Here is a 15,647-nt window from a genome sequence, read left to right as displayed (position 1 = left end):
TTGCGACACTGCTCAAAGACCTTTTTATTAATGATTCAATTTCGTTTTCAAAGCGGCCACCATTACTGCCGACAAATCGAGCCCCTTCTCAGAGGCTAAGTGGTCCAACGCTTCCGGAATCTCAACCGCAACGTCAATCATTTGGCGATAATCGTTCAGATTAACCGCTACGTAGATCAATTGTTCGTTGTCCTTAAGCTGAATTCGATTTTGCTCCGGCGGCCTAGGGTAATTGGTCTCGATGCTCAGTAGTCGGCCGATAAGATTCATTGCAAACTTAATCGCATCCAGCCGTTGCTTGCCATGTGTAAAGCCACTGGCAATCCCTGGAATGGTGACACAGTAATGTTCATCTACTTTAGCCAAAATGACCGGATAGACTACAATCTCTTTACCCATCAACGCCACCTCGAAAGCCACAAATTTGATTCTCTGTATATTCCTATCTTACAAAGTTCCTAACCGCTAGGCAACCATTAGCTGATTCTTTTTGGTAAATCGCCAGACCTGCCAGGCGTTCACAGCGATAATAAAAATCACCATCATCAACCACAGCCAAACTGGCCAAATAAAAATGGCTGTCCATGGTAGCGTGACCGCATTATGCGTCGCGATTACCAAATGCGTGACAATTAGGTGAAACGGGATGTTCATAATGACCGCAGAAATCAAGAACGTTGTCGAATAAATGAACGCTTCTTGAATCTTTTCATCAATCAAATTGCGAGGCGCAAATCCCAACACTGCCAGTTGCGTTAAGGTTGCCCGTTTACTAGCGCTGGTCATAATGGTAATCGTCAACACGTTGGCCAAAATAATGAGTAATGGCGTGCCCACAAAGCCAATAATCGATGCCTCGGTATTAGCTGCCGCTTCCTGATTAGTCCCGAAGTTCGTAATATCTGAAGCGATGTAGGTAATGCCCGTCAGCATAAACGAACCAGCAACGAGTGGTGAAATCAACGATGCTAAGTAAGGTTTATCAACTAACGTGTGCCAAAAGGCCGTATTGACTTCCAGAGACGACTTTTTCGGTAAAATCAAGGTCCACAGCTTAATCAGCCAGGGCAATATCAATTGAGCAACTGCCGTAAATAAAACGATTGAACATAATATGATTAACAACAAATTAGGAATATAGGCCTTCCCAGCTTCGTGAAAATTATCAACCCGAAGATAACGCTGGGCTTGAGGCGTGATAATCAGGGAGTCTCCATACGCCAAGACTAACCCAAGGGTACTGACAGCCACCACCGACCAGTAAGTCAGCTGTTGAAGCAGCGAGCGCGGCTTTTCCGTTGTTAAAATCTCATTTTGACCATGGACAAATCGTTTATGTGCGTGTAAATAACCGGCTATTCCAGAAACAATTGCCATAAAGCCCACCGTCAATAAGCAGGCCGAAAATGAAAATTCAAATGGAAACACCGAGCCGGTTCGAAAGAATGCCTTAAGGCCAAACGAAACGATCAGCCACGTATCTAGCGGCACCATCAACGGCACTGCCAACACGAACCCAACGAAGCTTCCAAGGGCACCAATTAAAGCCAGTTGGCCACCAATCAATCCGGACAATTGGCGTGGGTTTGCCCCTAAAATTGTCCACAAAGTGTATTCCTTTTTCGCTCCATCAATGACTAGTTTAACGACGCCACTAGACACAATGGCAACGGTCAGCAAGCCAAAAATCAGGGGGTAGGCAAACACGTCAGTCGGGTTAAGTGGTTTGGGGACGTTGGGAAAATGGTCGCGAATGGTAAAAATTGCATTCAGACAGGTGCCAATTAGGAAACCCGTCACAATGAAGAGTAGTAGCGTTAGTAGCCACGTCTTTAGGGAATGTCTAAATTGCAGCCAAATGATTCGTAGCATTCTAGTCATCTTCCTTCTTCATTAAGGGCTTGAAAAAGCGCCTCGGCAGTTGGCTGATTAATCACTTTTTCTAATCGGCCATCTCTTAATGTGATTGCCTTATCGGTCGCGGCCGCCATTTCAATATCATGGGTGACCATGACGATGCAAATCCCCTGCTTTGTTAAATGACGCAACAGGCCGAAAATAATCTGGCGAGAAATGCTATCTAACGCCCCGGTTGGTTCATCGGCAAAGATAATCCGGCTATTGGCCACCAAGACCCGGGCGATGGCGACTTTCTGCTGCTCACCACCGGAGAGGTTTGAGACAAAATTACTTGGGTCGGCGGCAAAGTTGATTTGCTTAAGCAGTGCAGCAACCTTTTGACGGTCCACGTTTTTGTGGGCCAACCGCAAGGGCAAAACAATGTTATCAAAAGCTGGCAGGGCCGGAATTAAATTATAGTTCTGAAAAATAAAACCAATTTGTTTGCGCCGAAATTCGGCGGCTTGACTAGCACGCAGGCGGTAAGGGTCTTGCCCTAACAAATGAACTTCTCCGCTGGTTGGCTTAGACAAACCCGACATAGCATTCAGCAGGGTAGATTTCCCCGCTCCAGACGGTCCAACGATGCTTAGAAATTCACCAGCGTTTGCCTGTAGCGAAATGCCGTGCAAGATTTCTACTGGTGCGTGCTTGCCATTGGCCGCCACTTGTTTTGTTATCTGATTAACATCAATTACTTGTTTCTTCACGTTCCTCACTCTTTTCCATCACGCATCACTTTTTCGCGTGCTTATCGGCTGGCGTTACTTCATAGAAAAACGAATTAACGTTATAGCGATAGTAGGCTTTCAGCGTGCGCCAAATGTAGGTGTTAAACTTCCACCAAATCGGCAGGACCACGATGGCAATGACGGTAAACAAGCAGGCAACCCCAAATCGCGACCATTCAAATTGGCGGATGCCTTCAACGGCTTGGTAAATAATCGCAACCGGCGCAATGAGGCCACCGAAGATCATCCCCCAATTCGTCAATAAGAAGGTCACAATAGAAATCGCAACCATCCAGAAGAATAGTAAGTTAAATACCATGCTGCCAAAGAAGGCAAAGAAGTTAAACTTATGCATCACGACCTTGTCACCTCCAAAGAAGTAGGCTGGTTCAACGTCGAAGAGCTTGGCAAGATCTTCCAGTGCGGTAATTGGTGGTAGGTGCTTATCACCTTCCCAGCGAGCAACTGTTTGCTGGGTCACAAACAATTTCTCGGCCACCTCGCTCTGGGTCAATCCAAGTGCTTCACGTTTTTGTTTAATTCGTTGACCAATCGTTGCTGCCATTGCCATCAGCTCCTTTGTCCTGCTGCAATTTTAGTTAACCACCATTTTGGGAGAATCGCTAACAATTTATTTGATGAGTGCTCTCTTACTCATCATACCGTAGTTTAGCAGGATCAAAAAAGAGCCCAGCAATTGGCTGAACCCTTTTGTAGATTCTTGAATTTGTAATTATTCGCTAATCCCGGTTTTTAGTTTGTGATTAATCAAAAACTATCGATTCGGTTTCCGTTTCAACTTCTAAAATCGCTTCTTCCTAAATATTAGGTACCCACAGGCAAAGAACACCAGGATATAAGCCAACGCACCGGTTGCCAATTGAGCATTTGATAATAATGTCGTATCGTAATACCCCGCATAATTAACGTATTGGTGAGTGAGCATCGTCATATTAAACGGGTTCCACTTAGCCAATGATGTTAACGCCGAAGAGCCCCGCGTTAAATCACTTGAGATTGCCTCACCAAAGAACATGACTGCCAAGCCAACAGTTACCACCACGGCGTTTGAATTGATCAAAGTGGAAATCAGAAATACCACGCTAATAATCAACGTTGTTGTTAGAATATCCACACCTGTTGCCAAAAACATGTTCACGATTAGCGGCTGATGATACTGATAAGCCGCAAACCACGAAACTGGATTGATCGTTGCGGCTAAGGCAAAGGTGAAGATAATTGCCAAGCCATGCAAGATCAAGTTATAGATAAAAATTGTAATGAATTTGTCCAAATAGACGGACAACGTCCTAGGCGACTTGTAGAGCAACGTCAAAATCGCATTATTCTGAAATTCCATCGAAAACATGGTAGAACCGACGATCACCAAAATGATCATAATGGCGTCCGGAGAATCGTAGGTCATCATGGCCAATAAGCGGTTAGATGGATAATCACTGATTAAAATCATAAATACCAACAGTAGTAATGGTGCAAACCAGGTTAGTTTCTTATGCCCAAATTTATAAAATTCTCGATATAAACTCTTCTTCATGCTGCTCACCTTCCTCAGCTAAACCCGCCTGCTCTTGAACAGAGCGTCACCAATGGCAATAAAGATCACCGCATAAATCAAGTTACCAGTTATAATTTGCGGCAAACTGAGGTTGGAAAATTTCTCATAACTGGAATTTGCCAACTGATTAATCACAAAAACCATATTTAGCGGATTCCATTTGATGATTGCGCCAAAATGCGGCAAAGCACTCATGACGAGCGAAGAGAAATCAGCTCCCATAAAAATAATCACTAAGCCAATGCCCACAACAGCTGCATTTACCCGAATCAATACAATCAGGAGAAAGGCGACGGCAATGATAAAGATCAGATAAATCAAGGTGCCCGTTGTATTGAGAAGCAAATCAATCCATAACCGGTGCTGCCCATAAGGCTCTCCCCAACGATATTTGCCGCCAACCATGACAGCTTTCAAGATAACTGTTAAAAACATGCCAAAGATAAGCATTAAGACACCATAAATCAACATCACAATCAATTTGGCAAAGTAAATTGCTGATTTATTGGAGCTCTTATAAAACAACGTCATAATCGTGCGGTTCTGATACTCCATTGCCACAAACGTTGAGGCAACGGTAATCATAATGATTGTGATCCACTGGCCGGCACCAAAGCCCTGAGCAATGATCATCCGATTAACGCCAGTCGATGATACCGCTGCATACAGCATCAAAACCACCAGAGCAACGGCACCGTATAACGGAATTCGTTGGTGCCTGAACTTATAAAATTCCTGCTTTAGACTATTTTTCATGGCTTTGCCTTCTTTGCTGCTGAAGCAAACTAACAACCGTTTGCTCGAAATTCAATCCCTGAGGCGACAGCTCCACTAAGCGAATGTGGTGAGAGTAGAGCAGCTCTTGAACTTGATCCGAAAGCTTGCGAGGAATTACCAGATAGTCATCTGATTTGGTAACTGGAATTTGATTTTCAGCGAACAACTTCTCAGTCGTTGGCATATCTTCAGTTAACAAGTGGTACTGCTGCCGGCTGACCCGGTTAAATTCATCGATTGGTTCATCGACAATAATTTTACCCTCGGTAATCAGTAAAACGTTAGTCATCACTTTTTGCAGTTCACCGAGGACGTGGCTCGAAATTAGAAACGCCGATCCCTGAGCTGCATATTGCTTGATAATCTTGCGAATTAAAATAGTGGCTTCAATATCGAGGCCATTCATCGGTTCATCTAAAATAACCAGTTGGGGCTTGTTAAGCAAGGCAATTGCGATGCCCAACTTTTGCTTCATCCCCATTGAATACCCCTTCGACTTGGTATTGATATAAGCATCCATCTTGAGCATTGAAACAATGTTATTCATATCGGCTTCGTCCAAAGAATACAATTTCAAATTTTCCAGTCCGGTTAAAAATGGATAGATGGCTGGATGTTCAATCAACGCGCCCACTCTGGTTAAAGCGGCGTGGTTATTCTCGGTAACGGTTTTATCTTCCACCGAGATATTCCCGGTGAACTTAGTGAGTCCTAGAATTGTTTTCATAATCGTCGTTTTCCCGGCGCCATTTGGTCCGATCAACCCGACAATTGACCCAGAATTCACTTGAAAGGAAACGTCTTTGATAATCTTCTTTCTATTAATAAAGGTATTGATATGACTAACTTTAAGCATAAAATCATCCCCATGATCATTGAGTATCTGATCCTAAATTCTACAATTCAAGCATCAGTTAACTGAAGAAACCAAGTATGATCTGCGGACTGGCGATCCTTACAATTTATGCCGGCTGATGACGTCCCGACCGATAATCAATAAATTGATGACCCCCACCAAGCCGACGACTAGGAGTACAAACTGAAACACAAACCCCATCGTAAATAAGTTGGTAAGCGCACTATAAAGCAGCACCGCAATAAACAGCGAATAACCAATTAAAAACACCGGTGAATGGACAGAGTGAATCACTTTCAGCCCCCACCGACTGCCGGCCAGTCTCAATATCACACCAAAGACAAATACCCAGTCAATCAAAATGAAAACATTATAATGGGTTGTGTCTTGGGTGAACCGCTCAATTAAAAGAATGGCCAAAATAATATTAAGTAAAGTGCTCGTTATCCGATTAACTGATGAGCTTGAGGCCCTTTTGGTGATTATTTGATGTTCAGGCACCTTCGCATCAGATACCAACTCATCTAGCGAGATATGATAGATCGCGGCCATTCGCCTAAGCATATCAATGTCTGGCCGATTACGGCCGGTCTCCCAGCCAGATACCGTCTTTCTGGAAACGTGAAGCTGGTCAGCTAATTGTTGCTGGGTAATCCCCAAATCACTTCTTGTTTTCTTAAGCTTTTGAACAAAATGACTGTCGTTCATCTTGATCCCCCTAAACATATGTCTTGAAATTTAATCTATCAAGCTTTCCTTTAGAGCATTACTGATCTATCAACGTTTATAGATGGTTTTCTGATTAATCGGAAACCTTATATTTGAAAACTGGGAACTTATAGCTTACAACGCTTATATAAGTTAGAACAAATCCATACGACACTTGATTCAATTTTCTTGCATTTTGATAGCGAGTACGCCATCATTACGATATGAAAAAGTTGGAATTGAATATTATAATTGGGTGAGTTTGAAGCTTTTCTGGATCAATTACAATCTAAAGCTACTGCTAAATTGTATGCAACTATCCATAACATCGAAATTAATGGATTAAGAATTGCCCAACGACAAAAGTGGGTCAAAAAGATAGGAATTAATCGATTTGAAATTCGCTCCAAACAATCCTCTAATATCCGCTGTTTACTTTCATTGGGAATCAAATCGGTATGTGATTACCCATGGATTTACCAAGAAAACTCCTACGAGAGAAATTGAGCGAGGTAAACGTCGTCGTGAACAATTTGAAAGGAGCCATAACCATGAGCAAAATTGATGACTATGCTGCTAAACGAAGCCAGCGAGATCCAGCATTTGCTCGTTCAGCTGAACAATATAATATTAACCTAGACGTTGCCGTTAAGGTTCGTGATTTGCGTGACAGTCTAAATATGTCGCAGAGAGAATTTGCTTCATTAGTTCACAAGCCACAATCAACAATTGCTCGGATTGAAAATGGCTCTATGAACACCTCAACTAAACTCTTGGGTGAGATTGCCCAAGCAGCTCATTGCAAGATCAGCATTGAATTTCTGCCGATAACCTGATTAGTTTGCACTTATTCGATTTTAGTGCTCATCACTTTTAGCCATAGAACGGAAAGTCAGCCTCCCTCCAAAAAGCGATCATTCAAAGGGAAATCACGCATCCCCTTTGAATGATCGTTTTTAATTTAAACGATTGAAAGAGGAAATTCCCCATATAATTGCAAATACCCTTCAATCGATTCACTAGTTTTCAGTTTCCACCCAGTTCTTCAGCAAATACACATTCCCCATCGATTCAACCAATGCGAATGCAAATAGGTAAATACTGCCAAAGTAGATTTGAAGATAGGCGTTGGATGAATAATCCAAAACCCCTTTGAAATTATGAAGGATGCCATTTACCATTCCAACGACATACGTAAAGACGTATAGGAATACCACGATCACGACTACGTAAAGGACAAACCGGAAGAACTTTTGCCTTGAATCCGGCAAAAAATTCGTTAGCGCATTACCAATCAGATGAATCAAGCTAATTGTTGCCCAACAGAATAGGGCTAACGCAATCAGCAATAAGATGGATCCAGTAATGATGACAAAGATATTCAGGCCAAAGCTAGTTTTATCAGAACTCTGGTAAATGTCCGAAAACATTTGCCGAGCTGCGCCAGCAATTTCTGGAAAATCCAGCGCAGAGGTAATCAAGGCCAAGCCAACTTGAGCCAATCCCATGTACACCATGGCCACTAACGCTGACAATAAACTTGCCGAATATAGCTTGGTATCACTCGCAGGGATTAATCGATACGAGCTGCTAGTGTACGTATGTTCGACGTTTCTGGCTAGGAGCACAAAAGCTACTAAATAGGCAAAAATGGAATAGGTTAATGTAATCGCTACTGGGTCCATGCCACTAAGAGTTCCCTTATATACTTGGAACAAAATCGTAATAATAATTGCAAGTGCGTCAACGATCACAATTCGATTAATAATCGAAAGCTTTGGTCGCGATAGTGCTTTGGTAATGCTCGAAAAACTAGTCATTCATGTCATTCCCTTCATATATGCTTTCATAGTACTGTTCAATGCCTTCCGCGTACTGAGAGCGAATCTCTTCAGTGCTCTTTTTGGTATAAATCGTCTTATCCTTAATAATCACAACTTCATCTAAGATGCTGGCAATTTCAGAAACATAGTGATCGGAAACCAAAATAATCGCGTCTGGAGCTTTCCACTGAATGATGCTTTGAATGATTTTTTTGCGGCTCATACTGTCAATACCACCGAACGGCTCATCTAACAAATAAACCTTGGTATCGCGAGAGAGTGTCAGGCCAATCACGAGTTTTTCCTTCATCCCTTTAGAAAGCTCCGACAGCCGCTGTCCCTCATCGATTTGCAAGAAACCGGCAATCTGGTTATAACGTTCGGTCGAGAAATCTGGGTACACGTCCTCGTAAAAGCTGATGATCTTTTCAATTCTAGTGCTAGAACTAAAGCCATCCAGCTGTTCACTAAAGCTCACGTTAGCTTTTTTATCGGCAACGGCTTGCTTGCCAGCTACCATAATGGATCCCTTGGCGCCTTTAGCTAGGCCGGCAATCAATCGCATCAACGTCGTTTTACCAGCCCCGTTCTCTCCCAGCAAGCCGACCGTTTTGCCGGCTTCAATCTTCAAATTAACGTTTTCTAAAATGTGCTTGTAGTTCTTGTTATAACTCAAGCCCTCGATTTCAACTGTATTGTTCATCTTGATGTTTCCTCCGATCCTCAATATATTGGCGCAAATACTGAACGATTTCGTCATCAGTTACGTTTAAATTATGCAAATTCATATACATCTCGTGAAGCTGTTGAATAATTAATCGATGCTTCATTTGATCAATGATGGCCTGATCTTCCGTCACAAAATTTCCCAACCCCCGTCGTGATTCAAGAATTCCTTCTGAAATTAATTCACCTAACGCCCGCTGGACCGTATTCACATTAACGGTCAGGTCAACAGCTAACTGCCGCACCGCCGGAATCTTTTCGCCAGGAACTAATTTGCCTGTAATAATCTGGCGATAAATGTAGTTCTTGATTTGATAATAAATGGGAATCTTATCATCGAATTTCATTGTGCCACCTCCCTAGTGTTATATCTTACTAATACACAATAACACAGTTGATTTAAAAATGCGAATTATAGCTGAAATAATTATTATTTGGGGCTTACTGGGGACTTTGAATTCCTAAAATTAATGAGCTAGTCAACTGGCTACTGAATGAAATTGGTGCTATTCTGAAATTGTTAAAGACTAGGCTTTATTTCTAAATGGATTAGGTTCATGGGGAGATGCTCACAATGAATGATTATAAAAAAAGATTACTCAATGATGCCACCCTCACAGTTCCCATTTGCGGCTTGATCGTTTCATTATTAGCAATCATTTATTTTGTTCTTTACGAAGGCCAAAATAGTCTAGCCGCCATTGTTTACACGCTCATCCCGTTAGTGGGTGGTGTGTTAATCGCTACGCCGTTTTGGATAATCAAGCATCGGCTTCGTTAGCAGTCAAAAAGGCCCATACGACCTATTTTTTTATAGGTCGTATGAGCCTTTTTGAATAGTACCTTCTTTTGCATTTGTTCTTGGCAACACAGATTAGGACAGCTCCGCAAAACAGAGACTTGCACCTAAGGGACTTCCGACAAAAACCCAAGCCCAAGGTTTCAGTCGAAAGTCCCTTAGGCTCCAGTCTCTAACCGTTTTGCTCCGCTCACTTTAGTTATGAACCAATCCCGGCAACTCTTGACCATTCGGATCAATTGTCAGCCTAACCAACACGACTTTATCCTCATCCAGCGGCAACCCGTCGATATACACTTCGCGGTGCTGGTCATCGTGCAGTCGCTTGTAGCCATTTACCTTAATTGCTTCAGTCAGTGTCTGCAATGCCGGTGCGTCCGCCGTTAATGGTCCCCGGTTAACCGTTTGGATCTCGATGCCTTCCGCTAAATGTTCAAAGTGGATTTCATCTTCATCAAAGTGATCAAAATCAGTTTGGGTCATCGCGGCGGCAAAATCAGCCTCATCAATAAATAATGGCTGTTTAATCCAAATTTTAAAATGTTCATTGTTCCCTTGAGCGGTCCAAACTGCTTGAACTGGATACGGCACGTAATCCTTAAATCCAGAAACGGGAATCCCATTGGCGGGTCCACCGCTAATCGTCTTAGCAATCTGGGCGGCAGCAGTAGCTAACCTTAAAAAGTTAGGATCTGCGGAATGGTCATTGGCATCCCCCTCAGCGGTCACGTAGCTGCGCTTAGTCAAATCCACAAAGCTTAGCTTCTCATCGCGACTGTATTCGGCAGGCTCAAACGTTTCCCAGTTAAACATGATTATCACCCCTTATTGGGAGTCAATATAAGCCGAATAAAGGGTAAAAGCAACTAATTGGCTCCTTTAATAGGATGATTAACTACACACTCTGCTTTCGAAACGAAAACAACCCAATTGCCAGGAAAAGTGCCGTGTAGCCCAAACTGCCAATCAATAATTGAGTATCTGATAGTTGCGTTAAGGTGTGCCTAGCAGGATCAGTGATTTGGTTAGAGAAATTCAAGAAGTTAAATGGATTCCATTTAACCCAGTTAAACTTCGTGATTAACTTGAACATTAAGACGCTGACTGCATTAAAAGCAAAGAAGGCAACAATCCCAGCTGTTACAGCCATTGTTGCTGATCTAAACAGCGTTGCAAATAAGAAAACAACACTTAAAACTAACCAGAGCGTCATAAAACTACTACTCATCGATGCCAACCATTGTTGCAAAAACGTTAAGTGATTCGAATAGGGATCAATCGCGGTCAGCGAAAACTGGTCGTTCACGAATAGTACTTTTCCTAGAAGCGCCACCGCACCGGTCATAACATACAGATAGATCGAATAACCCAACATCACCAGCCACTTACTAATTAAAATAGTACTCCGGGAATATTGTTGATAAATGATTTCCTTAACGGTGCCATACTGAAATTCCATTGATAGGACGGTTGCACAAGCCGCAATCATGATGAAGATTAACCAAGTAGTCGCCCCAAAGCTGGAAGAAAAGGCCATTGGTGCGGTTAGAACCTTATTGTGAGGATACAACTTTTCTAAAAACGCCTGCCCCAGGCCGCTAATAATCAGAAAGATCGTGACCCAATAGGTACTCTTTTTCTTCAACAATTTAAAGGCTTCCTGCCATAATAACGTTCTCAAATCTATCCCTCCTTTTGAAGTTGATTGTGATCCAACAGCTTCAAAACTGAATCTTCCAAATCGGCGTCGTGATGTTGGACATCCAAGACAGTAACTTGTTGCTGGCTGAGGACATCCAAAATGGGTTCCAGTTTGGTTTCAGCCCCAACTTGAATGGTGGGCTTGGGATCTTCGGTTAGCTGATAGCCGGCTTTCGTTAAGACTTTGCGGGCCTTTACATCGTTACTGGTTGAAAGAATCAATTGATGGGAGCTGGCCGCCAATAAATCGGCCATCGTGGTTTGTTTGACAATTTTGCCATGGTCAATGATCAACAAATCATCAGCAATTCGTTGCAGCTCACCAAGGATATGACTCGAAATTAAAAACGTTGTTCCAGCTTGGCGCTTGCTGATAATCAGCTCCCGTAACTCTTTATTGGCTTGAGGATCTAACCCGTTCATTGGCTCATCTAAGATAACCAACTTAGGGTCATTGAGGATCGCTAAGGCAATCCCCAACTTCTGTTTCATCCCCAGCGAATATCCCTTCGCTGGCCGATCAATGTACTTAGCCAAGTGCAACTCAGCGATCGTTTGCTCAATGCGCTGATGACGTCGAGGCCCCTTAGCAAATAACTTTAAATGATCCCGGCCACTCATAAAGGGATAAATACTAGGATACTCAATCAACGCGCCGACTTCATGTAACACTTCGTGGTGGTCAAACGAAGTGGATTGCCCATCGATACTTATTTGCCCAGTTGCGGTTGTCAGACCTAGAATTGCCTTCATGAGGGTGGTTTTCCCAGCACCATTGGCACCAACCAAACCAATGACGTGACCACGTTGACAAGCAAATGAGATATCATGTAATACCTGTTTTGCACCAAATGATTTATTCAATTGGTGAACTGCTAATATTGGCTGATTCAAGATAAAGATCTCCTTTGGCATTTACCGTTATGTAACCATTTTCACAAGAATTCAAAATGAGCTATACTAATTAGGGGTTAATCTTAACAAACGCCCAACAAATCACACATACAATCAAAAACAGCATCACCCAGCCCTTGGCGTTCATAAAGTCCCAGAGATTTGTCTGGGAATGATTGTCACTGCCAATGACAATCTTTCGCTGTAAGTCTTGGTCGCCCTTAATCAAACTGTCCAACGTGATATTGAACAAATCACTCAGTTGAATCAACCGATCAATGTCAGGATAAGCCGTCCCGTTTTCCCATTTTGAAACTGCTTGGCGACTCACATGCAGGGTTTCTGCCAACTGATCTTGAGTCCAATCATTTTTTTCACGTTCTTCTTTGATTCGCTGTCCTAAAATCACCATAATCATCTCCTTGATCTCTAAAGTTTATTATTACTTAACTGCTTTGAAAATGCACGCGAATCATTAGTGCGTGGGGATGCAACCAGCAGTTGCGCACCACGATTCCACTTAATCCCGCTTATCTCAGTCAACCACTATTATTAACATTCACTTTAATTGCTTTTAACGACACCTATTTTATAATGAGTATGTATATATACGTAACCGTTTTCAATATTCTAAGGGGGAGACACAATGACAATAAAAAACGTAACCGTTGCAGGTAGTGGGGTCTTAGGTAGCCAAATTGCTTTTCAAGCCGCCTTTAAAGGCTTTAGTGTTACTGTGTATGATATTAACGAAGACGCGATTAATACCGCCAAAGAACGAATCAAGGGGCTGCGGCACGCGTATAAAAATGATATTGCCGCCACCGATGCTGAATTCGAACAAGGCCTTGCCAATATCAGTTATAGTTGGGACTTGGAAAAAGCCGTGGCTAATGCTGACTTAGTAATTGAGGCGATTCCAGAACGTCCCGACATCAAGAAGGACTTCTACCAAAAGATTGCTAAGTTCGCGCCTAAAGAAGCGATTTTCACTAGTAACTCGTCCACGTTAGTTCCAAGTATGTTCATGGAAGACACCGGCCGGCCAGCCCAGTTCTTAAACATGCACTTTGCCAACCAAGTTTGGCTGAACAATACCGCCGAAATTATGGGTTCACCAAAAACTGATCCCGCCATTTACCAAGAAATTGTTGACTTTGCTCGCAACATTGGCATGATTCCAATTCAATTAAAGAAAGAACAGCCTGGCTACATTCTAAACTCACTGCTGATTCCGCTGCTAAGCGCTGGTGAAGACCTCTGGGTTAAGGGCGTTGCCGATCCGCAAATGATTGATCGAACATGGATGGCAGCAACCGGTGCACCGATGGGGCCATTTGCAATTTTGGACGTTGTCGGCATCCGAACGGCTTACAACATCACCTTAGCAGAAGCCCAAGCCCATCCAGAAGCCAACACCCAGCCACTGGCAGATGCGCTAAAGAAGTTACTCGACGAAGGCAAGCTGGGGATGGAATCTGGAGAAGGCTTCTACCACTATCCAAATCCTGAATTTAAGCAAAAGGACTTCTTGAGTATTTAGTTATCCTCGATTAGAAACGACCTTGAATCATCAAAATGCCCTAATCGCGTTTGCAATTAAGCAAACCCATTAGGGCATTTTGTATAATCACAAACTAAAGAGCGATTTATTTAAGGACTGCAAACACCAAAACGGATATGAGCGTCATCACCAAGACGATTCCTGCAAAGCCACCAACAATCATGGCTTTTTCCATTGCATCGTGTGATCGATTCCGTTTCTTTCGTTGGGCCTCAACGTCCTTTCCTTCCGTAAAGGCCATAATTTCTGCAAAGGTTTTGAGATCCTGGCGATTCTTTAATCGCTCGATCTTAATTGAACTGAAAAACATAACCGAAAAACAAATAATCGGAATCAAAATAACGATCGGTTCGTTTTCAAAATAAACGACCAATCCCATTGAAATTGCCCCCAACAGCGTCGCAATCAGCATCATATAGGTATACACGGACATTGCCGCGTTTACTTTTCTATTAGACAGTTTTTCCTTCATAGCTTCCAAATCCCCTTTAACCAGTTCATCGACAGAAACATCAAAAAGGACGCTAAGTAATAAAATATTTTGAATATCGGGATAGCGTTTGTTGGTCTCCCAATTGGAAACGGTTTGTCTTGAAACATAAACTTTCTTTGCTAATTCTTCTTGAGAAAACCCACGAACTTGTCGATAAGTTTTGATTTTATTTCCGATGACCATTTCCTCAACTCCTTACTAGCATCATACACGAGTGAGAAAATTATTTCCGCCAAACCAGTTGATATTGAAGCAAAAAAGCGCCATGTCAACTCACTTAGACATGAATAACAACCGCAAGCCTAACTTAAGCGCCCGCCGGCCCAAATGATAATTCAGAAACGCAAACTGCAATCGAGGAGTTTGCGAGTTAGCGGTAACCCGTTTAGCTCAGCAATGAATAATTGCTTGTCTAGCAACCCGTTCTACGTCATACTATTTTTAATTAATGCGCCACTGAAAGGGCCGATATGATGCTAGCTAACATTCTAAAACAACGAAGAACCGAATTGGGACTGACTCAAAGTAACGTTGCCAGCCAGCTCCACGTTCGCCGCCAAACCGTTTCTAACTGGGAGACCGGCAAAAGTTACCCAGATATTCCAACCCTAGTCGCGATTAGTAAACTTTACAAACTTTCTCTCGACTACATGCTCAAAGGCGACGAGCGTTACATGAACCAAGTTAAAAAGGATTATCAATTGATTAATCAGAAAAAGGATGGCAAATGGTTAAACCGGGCAATGCTAATCTTACTGGGGTTGACTTTGCTGCCAGTTTTATTTACGCCGTTTGCCACAACTGCCCAAGAGAGTAAGTTTATCGGCATTTGGGTGATGACTTTTGTTCTCCTTTTAATGCCAGTAAGTTATCTAAAGCTCAAATCACTTTATCAAGGAGACGTAACGGATCTGTTTGTGCCAAAATCAATGGGACTTGGGATTACGATCAACCCCAACCACCCACTAGGATTTTTGCTTTGGCTGGTATTAGAGCTCGTTCTCTTGGGGTTCTATATCTTGACGATTTTAACGCCGGCCTGACTGGAAAGCATTTTTTATAGGCTTTATTATTGCCTGGAGTGACTCTTCATTGTTTTG

At 42.7% G+C, this 15,647-nt stretch carries 20 protein-coding genes and 1 pseudogene; 5 read left to right on the top strand and 16 right to left on the bottom strand.

All coding sequences use genetic code 11. The features are described 5' to 3' along the window. Nucleotides 1–27: 27 nt before the first annotated feature. From YK48G_RS03170 to YK48G_RS03135, 8 genes are all read right to left on the bottom strand, one after another. On the bottom strand, nt 28–399 hold the full coding sequence (locus tag YK48G_RS03170; RefSeq protein WP_203629265.1) for an antitoxin HicB: 372 nt from the start codon (nt 397–399) through the stop codon (nt 28–30). Nucleotides 400–465: 66 nt separating this feature from the next. Further along, nucleotides 466–1,872, bottom strand: coding sequence for an ABC transporter permease family protein (locus YK48G_RS03165; RefSeq protein ID WP_203629264.1), 1,407 nt, complete (start codon nt 1,870–1,872; stop codon nt 466–468). A 5-nt stretch (nt 1,873–1,877) separates the two neighbouring features. After that, nucleotides 1,878–2,609 (bottom strand): ABC transporter ATP-binding protein, encoded by a 732-nt coding sequence (locus YK48G_RS03160; RefSeq protein WP_203629263.1) that lies wholly within the window; start codon nt 2,607–2,609, stop codon nt 1,878–1,880. 25 nt (nt 2,610–2,634) lie between these two features. Next, nucleotides 2,635–3,195 carry a helix-turn-helix domain-containing protein gene (locus YK48G_RS03155; protein WP_203629262.1) on the bottom strand — a complete coding sequence of 187 codons (561 nt, stop codon included), beginning with the start codon at nt 3,193–3,195 and terminating at the stop codon, nt 2,635–2,637. 237 nt (nt 3,196–3,432) lie between these two features. Beyond that, complete coding sequence (locus tag YK48G_RS03150; protein ID WP_203629261.1) at nt 3,433–4,185, bottom strand: ABC-2 transporter permease; 753 nt, start codon at nt 4,183–4,185, stop codon at nt 3,433–3,435. A gap of 18 nt (nt 4,186–4,203) precedes the next feature. Beyond that, complete coding sequence (locus tag YK48G_RS03145) at nt 4,204–4,962, bottom strand: DUF2705 family protein (RefSeq protein WP_203629260.1); 759 nt, start codon at nt 4,960–4,962, stop codon at nt 4,204–4,206. Continuing rightward, nucleotides 4,952–5,839 (bottom strand): ABC transporter ATP-binding protein, encoded by an 888-nt coding sequence (locus YK48G_RS03140; protein WP_203629259.1) that lies wholly within the window; start codon nt 5,837–5,839, stop codon nt 4,952–4,954. The genes YK48G_RS03145 and YK48G_RS03140 overlap by 11 nt, the downstream gene beginning before the upstream one ends. A gap of 99 nt (nt 5,840–5,938) precedes the next feature. Next, nucleotides 5,939–6,547 carry a helix-turn-helix domain-containing protein gene (locus YK48G_RS03135; RefSeq protein ID WP_232365262.1) on the bottom strand — a complete coding sequence of 203 codons (609 nt, stop codon included), beginning with the start codon at nt 6,545–6,547 and terminating at the stop codon, nt 5,939–5,941. Between the two features lie 238 nt (nt 6,548–6,785). Between YK48G_RS03135 and YK48G_RS13640 the strand changes: the two are divergent. Further along, nucleotides 6,786–7,112 (top strand): annotated as a pseudogene (locus YK48G_RS13640) (type II toxin-antitoxin system RelE/ParE family toxin). Beyond that, nucleotides 7,099–7,383 (top strand): helix-turn-helix transcriptional regulator, encoded by a 285-nt coding sequence (locus YK48G_RS03130; RefSeq protein WP_203629257.1) that lies wholly within the window; start codon nt 7,099–7,101, stop codon nt 7,381–7,383. Before YK48G_RS13640 ends, YK48G_RS03130 begins: the two are co-directional and overlap by 14 nt. Nucleotides 7,384–7,566: 183 nt before the next feature. Here YK48G_RS03130 and YK48G_RS03125 read toward each other — a convergent pair whose 3' ends face one another. Genes YK48G_RS03125 through YK48G_RS03115 form a run of 3 tightly spaced genes read right to left on the bottom strand, consistent with a single transcriptional unit; the run spans nt 7,567 to nt 9,443 of the window. After that, nucleotides 7,567–8,367, bottom strand: a complete 801-nt coding sequence (locus tag YK48G_RS03125; protein WP_203629256.1) for an ABC transporter permease — start codon at nt 8,365–8,367, stop codon at nt 7,567–7,569. Beyond that, on the bottom strand, nt 8,360–9,073 hold the full coding sequence (locus tag YK48G_RS03120; RefSeq protein ID WP_203629255.1) for an ABC transporter ATP-binding protein: 714 nt from the start codon (nt 9,071–9,073) through the stop codon (nt 8,360–8,362). Before YK48G_RS03120 ends, YK48G_RS03125 begins: the two co-directional genes overlap by 8 nt. Next, the gene (locus YK48G_RS03115; protein ID WP_203629254.1) at nt 9,057–9,443 is read right to left on the bottom strand and encodes a GntR family transcriptional regulator; all 387 of its coding nucleotides are present in this window, start codon (nt 9,441–9,443) and stop codon (nt 9,057–9,059) included. The genes YK48G_RS03120 and YK48G_RS03115 overlap by 17 nt, the downstream gene beginning before the upstream one ends. 227 nt (nt 9,444–9,670) lie before the next feature. Between YK48G_RS03115 and YK48G_RS03110 the strand changes: the two genes are divergently transcribed. After that, a complete protein-coding gene (locus tag YK48G_RS03110; protein WP_203629253.1) occupies nt 9,671–9,877 on the top strand; it encodes a hypothetical protein in 207 nt (68 codons plus the stop codon). A gap of 213 nt (nt 9,878–10,090) precedes the next feature. Here YK48G_RS03110 and YK48G_RS03105 read toward each other — a convergent pair whose 3' ends face one another. From YK48G_RS03105 to YK48G_RS03090, 4 genes are all read right to left on the bottom strand, one after another. After that, nucleotides 10,091–10,708 carry a hypothetical protein gene (locus YK48G_RS03105; protein WP_203629252.1) on the bottom strand — a complete coding sequence of 206 codons (618 nt, stop codon included), beginning with the start codon at nt 10,706–10,708 and terminating at the stop codon, nt 10,091–10,093. An 82-nt stretch (nt 10,709–10,790) separates the two neighbouring features. Further along, on the bottom strand, nt 10,791–11,576 hold the full coding sequence (locus YK48G_RS03100) for an ABC transporter permease (RefSeq protein WP_203629251.1): 786 nt from the start codon (nt 11,574–11,576) through the stop codon (nt 10,791–10,793). 2 nt (nt 11,577–11,578) lie between these two features. Beyond that, on the bottom strand, nt 11,579–12,478 hold the full coding sequence (locus YK48G_RS03095; RefSeq protein ID WP_203629441.1) for an ABC transporter ATP-binding protein: 900 nt from the start codon (nt 12,476–12,478) through the stop codon (nt 11,579–11,581). Between the two features lie 82 nt (nt 12,479–12,560). Next, nucleotides 12,561–12,899, bottom strand: a complete 339-nt coding sequence (locus tag YK48G_RS03090; RefSeq protein ID WP_203629440.1) for a helix-turn-helix domain-containing protein — start codon at nt 12,897–12,899, stop codon at nt 12,561–12,563. A 237-nt stretch (nt 12,900–13,136) separates the two neighbouring features. Here YK48G_RS03090 and YK48G_RS03085 point away from each other — a divergent pair, with 237 nt between their 5' ends. Next, nucleotides 13,137–14,033 (top strand): 3-hydroxyacyl-CoA dehydrogenase, encoded by an 897-nt coding sequence (locus tag YK48G_RS03085; protein WP_203629250.1) that lies wholly within the window; start codon nt 13,137–13,139, stop codon nt 14,031–14,033. A 106-nt stretch (nt 14,034–14,139) separates the two neighbouring features. Here YK48G_RS03085 and YK48G_RS03080 read toward each other — a convergent pair whose 3' ends face one another. Then, complete coding sequence (locus tag YK48G_RS03080) at nt 14,140–14,730, bottom strand: helix-turn-helix domain-containing protein (protein ID WP_203629249.1); 591 nt, start codon at nt 14,728–14,730, stop codon at nt 14,140–14,142. Between the two features lie 287 nt (nt 14,731–15,017). Between YK48G_RS03080 and YK48G_RS03075 the strand changes: the two genes are divergently transcribed. Next, a complete protein-coding gene (locus YK48G_RS03075) occupies nt 15,018–15,590 on the top strand; it encodes a helix-turn-helix transcriptional regulator (RefSeq protein WP_203629248.1) in 573 nt (190 codons plus the stop codon). Nucleotides 15,591–15,647: the final 57 nt, after the last annotated feature.

Origin of the sequence: Lentilactobacillus fungorum (genome assembly GCF_016860605.1) — a bacterium.
Lineage (GTDB): Bacteria > Bacillota > Bacilli > Lactobacillales > Lactobacillaceae > Lentilactobacillus > Lentilactobacillus fungorum.
Note: the sequence above shows the minus strand (reverse complement) of the source record. Positions and strands in the feature narration are given on the sequence as shown.

Excerpts from the sequence above, each read along its gene's own strand:
- YK48G_RS03075 (WP_203629248.1), top strand. The coding sequence starts at position 15,018 with ATGATGCTAGCTAACATTCTAAAACAACGAAGAACCGAATTGGGACTG.
- YK48G_RS03145 (WP_203629260.1), bottom strand. The coding sequence starts at position 4,962 with ATGAAAAATAGTCTAAAGCAGGAATTTTATAAGTTCAGGCACCAACGA.
- YK48G_RS03150 (WP_203629261.1), bottom strand. The coding sequence starts at position 4,185 with ATGAAGAAGAGTTTATATCGAGAATTTTATAAATTTGGGCATAAGAAA.
- YK48G_RS03105 (WP_203629252.1), bottom strand. The coding sequence starts at position 10,708 with ATGTTTAACTGGGAAACGTTTGAGCCTGCCGAATACAGTCGCGATGAG.
- YK48G_RS03170 (WP_203629265.1), bottom strand. The coding sequence starts at position 399 with ATGGGTAAAGAGATTGTAGTCTATCCGGTCATTTTGGCTAAAGTAGAT.
- YK48G_RS03080 (WP_203629249.1), bottom strand. The coding sequence starts at position 14,730 with ATGGTCATCGGAAATAAAATCAAAACTTATCGACAAGTTCGTGGGTTT.
- YK48G_RS03165 (WP_203629264.1), bottom strand. The coding sequence starts at position 1,872 with ATGCTACGAATCATTTGGCTGCAATTTAGACATTCCCTAAAGACGTGG.
- YK48G_RS03155 (WP_203629262.1), bottom strand. The coding sequence starts at position 3,195 with ATGGCAGCAACGATTGGTCAACGAATTAAACAAAAACGTGAAGCACTT.
- YK48G_RS03130 (WP_203629257.1), top strand. The coding sequence starts at position 7,099 with ATGAGCAAAATTGATGACTATGCTGCTAAACGAAGCCAGCGAGATCCA.
- YK48G_RS03135 (WP_232365262.1), bottom strand. The coding sequence starts at position 6,547 with ATGAACGACAGTCATTTTGTTCAAAAGCTTAAGAAAACAAGAAGTGAT.
- YK48G_RS03125 (WP_203629256.1), bottom strand. The coding sequence starts at position 8,367 with ATGACTAGTTTTTCGAGCATTACCAAAGCACTATCGCGACCAAAGCTT.
- YK48G_RS03115 (WP_203629254.1), bottom strand. The coding sequence starts at position 9,443 with ATGAAATTCGATGATAAGATTCCCATTTATTATCAAATCAAGAACTAC.
- YK48G_RS03140 (WP_203629259.1), bottom strand. The coding sequence starts at position 5,839 with ATGCTTAAAGTTAGTCATATCAATACCTTTATTAATAGAAAGAAGATT.
- YK48G_RS03110 (WP_203629253.1), top strand. The coding sequence starts at position 9,671 with ATGAATGATTATAAAAAAAGATTACTCAATGATGCCACCCTCACAGTT.
- YK48G_RS03085 (WP_203629250.1), top strand. The coding sequence starts at position 13,137 with ATGACAATAAAAAACGTAACCGTTGCAGGTAGTGGGGTCTTAGGTAGC.
- YK48G_RS03120 (WP_203629255.1), bottom strand. The coding sequence starts at position 9,073 with ATGAACAATACAGTTGAAATCGAGGGCTTGAGTTATAACAAGAACTAC.